A 5,645-nucleotide genomic window follows, 5' to 3' on the forward strand; every position below is an offset into this window, starting at 1 on the left:
TGCCAAGTGGCTGGCGCGGGCAGGGTGGTGAAGCCGTCGGCTTGCGCCGTAGCGGCCACACGGGCTGTGCCGTATTTGCCAGCTTCCTTGAGCGACTTTTGGCTCCAGCTGCCCGTGAGCACGAAGTCCATCGCCCCGCCTTGCGACAGGTTCAGCGGCACGATGGCGTTTTCGGCCAAACCGCCGCCTTGCATGAACAAAATCTTGAAGTGGGTCGGCACCGCCAACAACTCGCGCAAGTCGGTTTCGGTTTGCTCGTAAATGCCGGTGAACTCCTTGCCGCGATGGCTCATCTCCATCACGCTCATCCCCGAGCCTTGCCAGTCCAACATCTCGGCCGCAGCTTGTTGAAGCACGGCTTCGGGCATGACGGCAGGGCCTGCAGAGAAGTTGAAGGCGCGCGCCATCACTTATTCCGCTGCCGGTGCGCCGTCGTTTGGCGTGGCGTCGGCACCTCCCGCTTCACCGTCCCCCACTTCGCCGTCGGTCACATGGGCATCGTTTTCGACAATACGTTGTAGACCCGAGAGCTTGGCGCCTTCGTCCAGACCAATCAAGGTCACACCCTGTGTGGCGCGGCCGAGTTCGCGAATTTCTGAGACACGGGTGCGCACCAGCACACCGGTGTCGGTGATCAGCATGATTTCATCGTCGGCGTGGACCAAGGTGGCGGCCACCACTTTGCCGTTGCGCTCGGATTGTTGGATGGCGATCATGCCTTTGGTGCCACGGCCGTGGCGGGTGTATTCGGTGATCGAGGTGCGTTTGCCGTAGCCGTTTTCTGTGGCCGTGAGGACGCTCTGTGTTTCGTCGCCCGCCACCAACATGGCGATCACGCTTTGGTGGTCTTCGATCATCATGCCGCGCACACCACGAGCGCTGCGGCCCAGGGGGCGCACATCGTTTTCGTCAAAGCGCACGGCTTTGCCACCGTCGCTGAACAGCATCACATCGTGTTTGCCGTCGGTCAAAGCGGCACCGATTAAAAAGTCGCCTTCGTCCAGGTTCACGGCAATGATGCCGCCCTTTCGTGGGTTGCTGAACTCGTCGAGCGAGGTCTTTTTCACGGTGCCCATGGACGTGGCCATGAACACGTATTGGTTGTCTGGGAAGGTGCGGGCTTCGCCGGTCAGAGCCAGCACCACGTTGATCTTTTCTCCCTCTTGCAAGGGGAACATGTTGACGATGGGGCGGCCGCGTGAGCCACGCGAACCCGCAGGCACTTCCCAGACTTTTAGCCAATACAAACGGCCCCTGTTGGAGAAGCACAGCAAGTAATCGTGCGTGTTCGCGATGAAGAGTTGGTCGATCCAGTCGTCTTCTTTGGTGGCGGCGGCTTGCTTGCCCCGACCGCCGCGCTTTTGTGCGCGGTATTCGGAAAGCGGCTGGCTCTTGATGTAACCGCTGTGCGACAAGGTCACCACCATGTCGGTCGGCGTGATCAGGTCTTCGGTGGACAGGTCTTGCGCGCTGTGTTCGATCTCGCTGCGGCGCGCGCCGATCTTGGTCTGGCCAAACTCTTGGCGCACCGTGCCCAGCTCGTCACCAATGATGGTGGACACGCGCTCGGGCTTGGCCAGGATGTCCAGCAGGTCTTCGATCTCGGTCATGACCTCTTTGTATTCGGCCACGATCTTGTCTTGCTCCAGACCTGTCAGGCGCTGCAGACGCATCTGCAAAATTTCTTGCGCTTGCGTGTCTGATAGGCGGTACAGGCCGTCCTGGCCCAAACCGTATTCGCGCTCCAGACCTTCCGGGCGGTAGTCGTCGGCGTTCACCACCGAGCCATCGTCTCGGGCGCGGGTCAGCATGGTGCGCACCATCTGGCTGTCCCAGCCGCGGTTCATCAGTTCCACCTTGGCCACAGGGGGTGTCGGTGCGCCACGGATGATAGCAATGAAATCGTCGATGTTGGCCAAAGCCACGGCCAGGCCTTCCAGCACATGGCCACGGTCACGCGCCTTGCGCAGCTCGAACACTGTGCGGCGTGTCACCACCTCGCGGCGGTGCTGCAAGAAGACCTGGATCAGGTCTTTCAGGTTGCACAGTTTGGGCTGACCGTCGATCAAGGCCACCATGTTCATGCCAAAGGTATCTTGCAGCTGGGTCTGCTTGTACAGGTTGTTCAGCACCACCTCGGGCACCGCGCCGCGCTTGAGCTCGATTACCAAGCGCATGCCCGACTTGTCGGATTCGTCCTGAATGTGGCTGATGTCTTCGATTTTCTTTTCGTGCACCAACTCGGCCATGCGCTCTTGCAGTGTCTTTTTGTTGACTTGGTAGGGCAACTCGTCGACCACGATGCACTGGCGCTGGCCCTTGTCGATGTCTTCAAAGTGGCACTTGGCGCGCATGACCACTCGGCCGCGGCCCGTGCGGTAACCATCCTTGACGCCAGTCATGCCGTAAATGATGGCTCCCGTGGGAAAGTCGGGCGCGGGCACGATTTCCATCAGTTCGTCGATGGATGCTTCGGGGTTGCGCAGCAGGTGCATGCAAGCGTCCACCACCTCGTTCAGGTTGTGCGGTGGGATGTTGGTGGCCATGCCCACGGCAATACCGCCCGAGCCGTTGATCAGCAAGTTGGGCAAACGCGAGGGCAAAACCAGGGGTTCTTTTTCGGAGCCGTCGTAGTTGGGGCCGAAGTCGACGGTGTCTTTGTCAATGTCGCCCAGCATCTCATGGGCGATCTTGGCCAAGCGGATTTCGGTGTACCGCATCGCGGCGGCGTTGTCGCCATCGACCGAGCCGAAGTTGCCTTGGCCATCGACCAGCATGTGGCGCATGGAAAAGTCCTGTGCCATGCGCACGATGGTGTCGTAGACCGACTGGTCGCCGTGGGGGTGGTATTTACCGATCACATCACCCACGATTCGGGCCGATTTTTTGTAAGGGCGGTTCCAGTCGTTGTTCAGCTCGTGCATCGCAAACAGCACGCGACGGTGAACGGGTTTCAGGCCGTCCCGGGCATCGGGCAGGGCACGACCGACGATCACGCTCATGGCGTAATCGAGGTAGCTGCGCCGCATTTCCTCTTCCAGACTGATGGGCAGTGTTTCTTTGGCGAACTGGGTCATATGTAGGAGAGGAAAAGTGACGCGGTGAAAACCATGCATTTTAGGTGCAAGCGGCTGTCGCGTCCATGCAACATTTGGCATGCAATTGTGTTCACCTTTGGTTGTCTGTCAGGCATTTGACCGAGCCCGCAGCTGTCTATGGCACAATAAAAAGCAACGCAGTGGGTGACGGTCATCTACAGCGTCTATTTTTCGCAGCGCGTCTGCGGCTTTACCCCTCAAGAGGAAGACCATGAAAAAACTGAACAAAGTGGCGATGTTGTTGGCCTCCGCGGCGCTTGCATCCGCTGCTGGTGCACAAACCATCGACAACTGGCGCAACGGCACAGGCGACTTGGTCTGGAAAAACGGTACCAACGAACTGTGCTGGCGTGATGCCAGCTGGACACCTGCGACAGCCGCTGCCGGTTGCGACGGTGCCATCGTGGCCCGTCCTGCTGCAGCCGCAGCTCCAGCTCCAGCTCCAGCTCCAGCAGCTCGTCCTGCCGCTCCAGCAGCTGCCGCTCCAGCTCCAGCAGCAGCTCCCGCACCTGCCGCTGCTGCACCACGTCCAGCTGCACCTCCACCAGCCGCCGCCACCAAAGTCACTTACGCCGCTGACGCGTTCTTTGACTTCGACAAGTCGGTCCTGAAGGCCGAAGGCAAAGCCAAGCTGGATGACCTGGTTGGCAAAGTCAAGGGCATCAACCTGGAAGTCATCATTGCCGTGGGTCACACCGACTCCGTGGGTTCTGACGCTTACAACCAGAAGTTGTCGGTCAAGCGTTCCGACGCTGTCAAGGCCTATTTGGTGACCAAGGGCATCGAAAAGAACCGCGTTTACACCGAAGGCAAAGGCGAGAAACAGCCAGTGGCTGACAACAAGACTTCTGCTGGCCGTTCCAAGAACCGCCGCGTGGAAATCGAAGTGGTGGGCACACGTCCCAATAATTAATCCTTCACCGGATCACGCCAAAAAGCCCCAGCAATGGGGCTTTTTTTCGTCTGTCTTTCAAAGCTTGTGGTCTGTTCACCGACAATCAGCACCCATGACTACAAGCACCAACAACGTCGACCCGGCCGAACTGGCCAAGTTTTCCGACCTGGCCCACCGCTGGTGGGACCCCGAAAGCGAATTCCGCCCTCTGCACCAAATCAACCCCTTGCGTCTCGAGTGGATCAACGGCCTGGTGCCCTTGACAGGTTTGAATGTGGTGGACGTCGGCTGTGGCGGTGGCATCTTGGCCGATGCCATGGCGCGCAAAGGCGCCCAGGTGCTCGGCATCGACTTGGCCACCAAATCCCTCAAAGTGGCCCAGCTGCATGCATTGGAAGCTGGTACCCAAGGCGTTCAATACCGCGAAGTGAGTTCTGAAGCCCTGGCCGCTGAGCAGCCCGGGCAATTTGATGTGGTCACCTGCATGGAGATGCTGGAGCACGTGCCCGACCCCGCCGCGGTGGTCAAAGCCTGTGCCCAAATGGTCAAACCGGGCGGCTGGGTCTTCTTCTCAACGCTCAACCGCAACCCCAAGTCCTTTTTATTTGCGATCGTTGGGGCCGAATACATTTTGAACCTCTTGCCGAAAGGCACGCACGAATTTGCACGCCTGATCAAGCCCAGCGAACTGACCACTTGGGCGCGCGAAACCGGCCTGGACGCTCAAGGCTTCAAGGGCATGGAATACAACCCCTTCACCAAGCGGTATTGGCTGAGCCAGAACACCAGCGTGAACTATTTGCTCGCCTGCCGGAAAGCCTGAACATGTTTCAACACGCACAAGCCGTCTTGTTTGACCTGGACGGCACCTTGATCGACAGTGCCCCCGATTTGGGTGCAGCGGCGGACAAAATGCGGGTCGACCGTGGCTTGCCCTCGTTGCCCTTAGCGCATTACCGCCACATGGCCGGCGCTGGTGCCCGCGGGATGCTGGGCATCGCCTTTGGCATGACACCCGAGCACCCCGACTTCGAGGCCATGAAAGAAGAGTTTTTCGTCACCTACGAAAACTGCATGACCGAACGCACCCGCATCTTCGACGGCGTGGTAGACATGATCGAGCGCCTGGTGGCCTTGGGGCTGCCGTGGGGCGTGGTCACCAACAAATCCAGCCGATTCACCGATCCTCTGACCGCAGCCATGCCCTTGTTCGCCACAGCCGGCGCCATCGTCAGCGGCAACACCACACCCCACGCCAAACCGCACCCCGAGCCCTTGTTCGAGGCCGCACGGCGTTTGGCCATCGACCCTGCGCGTTGTGTGTACGTGGGTGACGATGAACGCGACATCGTTGCAGGCCTGGCTGCAGGCATGGGCACGGTGGCCGCGACCTACGGTTATTTGGGGCTACAGACCGATATTTCGCGCTGGAATGCCCATTTGCACATTGATTCACCGACGGACCTCTTGAAATTCCTCAAGAGCGCCTAAAATAGGCCGCTTAGGGGCTGCACTGGTTTCGACATGGGTTCGGACGCGTGGCAGGGCATGTCGAGGTTCTGATCCTCGTTAATCTTCGGAAAAAAAACTAACTGCAAACGACGAACGTTTCGCACTCGCCGCTTAATCCGGTGAGCCTTGCAACAGTTGGC

Annotated in this window: 5 protein-coding genes and 1 other RNA gene; 4 read left to right on the forward strand and 2 right to left on the reverse strand. The window is 59.4% G+C overall.

Translation table 11 applies throughout. The features are described from left to right. Together Q0O99_RS17355 and gyrA are read right to left on the reverse strand one after the other, a co-directional pair. On the reverse strand, positions 1–407 hold a 407-nt coding region (locus tag Q0O99_RS17355), incomplete at its 3' end, for an aminotransferase class V-fold PLP-dependent enzyme (protein WP_293753227.1). Between the two features lie 3 nt (positions 408–410). Beyond that, entirely contained in the window at positions 411–3,077 is a 2,667-nt protein-coding gene (gene gyrA / locus Q0O99_RS17360; RefSeq protein ID WP_293753228.1) for a DNA gyrase subunit A, read from the reverse strand. A gap of 232 nt (positions 3,078–3,309) precedes the next feature. Here gyrA and ompA point away from each other — a divergent pair, with 232 nt between their 5' ends. The 4 genes from ompA to ssrA form a co-directional block, all read left to right on the forward strand. After that, the gene (gene ompA, locus Q0O99_RS17365; RefSeq protein ID WP_293753229.1) at positions 3,310–4,011 is read left to right on the forward strand and encodes an outer membrane protein OmpA; all 702 of its coding nucleotides are present in this window, start codon (positions 3,310–3,312) and stop codon (positions 4,009–4,011) included. A gap of 94 nt (positions 4,012–4,105) precedes the next feature. After that, the gene (gene ubiG / locus Q0O99_RS17370) at positions 4,106–4,816 is read left to right on the forward strand and encodes a bifunctional 2-polyprenyl-6-hydroxyphenol methylase/3-demethylubiquinol 3-O-methyltransferase UbiG (protein WP_293753230.1); all 711 of its coding nucleotides are present in this window, start codon (positions 4,106–4,108) and stop codon (positions 4,814–4,816) included. 2 nt (positions 4,817–4,818) lie between these two features. Further along, the gene (locus tag Q0O99_RS17375) at positions 4,819–5,484 is read left to right on the forward strand and encodes an HAD-IA family hydrolase (RefSeq protein WP_293753231.1); all 666 of its coding nucleotides are present in this window, start codon (positions 4,819–4,821) and stop codon (positions 5,482–5,484) included. 13 nt (positions 5,485–5,497) lie between these two features. Further along, positions 5,498–5,645, forward strand: a transfer-messenger RNA (tmRNA) gene (ssrA, locus tag Q0O99_RS17380); the annotation flags it as partial.

It is taken from the genome of Limnohabitans sp. Rim8 (assembly GCF_945901735.1).
In the GTDB taxonomy this organism is placed as follows: domain Bacteria; phylum Pseudomonadota; class Gammaproteobacteria; order Burkholderiales; family Burkholderiaceae_C; genus Limnohabitans_A.

Excerpts from the sequence above, each read along its gene's own strand:
- gyrA (WP_293753228.1), bottom strand. The coding sequence starts at position 3,077 with ATGACCCAGTTCGCCAAAGAAACACTGCCCATCAGTCTGGAAGAGGAA.
- ompA (WP_293753229.1), top strand. The coding sequence starts at position 3,310 with ATGAAAAAACTGAACAAAGTGGCGATGTTGTTGGCCTCCGCGGCGCTT.
- ubiG (WP_293753230.1), top strand. The coding sequence starts at position 4,106 with ATGACTACAAGCACCAACAACGTCGACCCGGCCGAACTGGCCAAGTTT.
- Q0O99_RS17375 (WP_293753231.1), top strand. The coding sequence starts at position 4,819 with ATGTTTCAACACGCACAAGCCGTCTTGTTTGACCTGGACGGCACCTTG.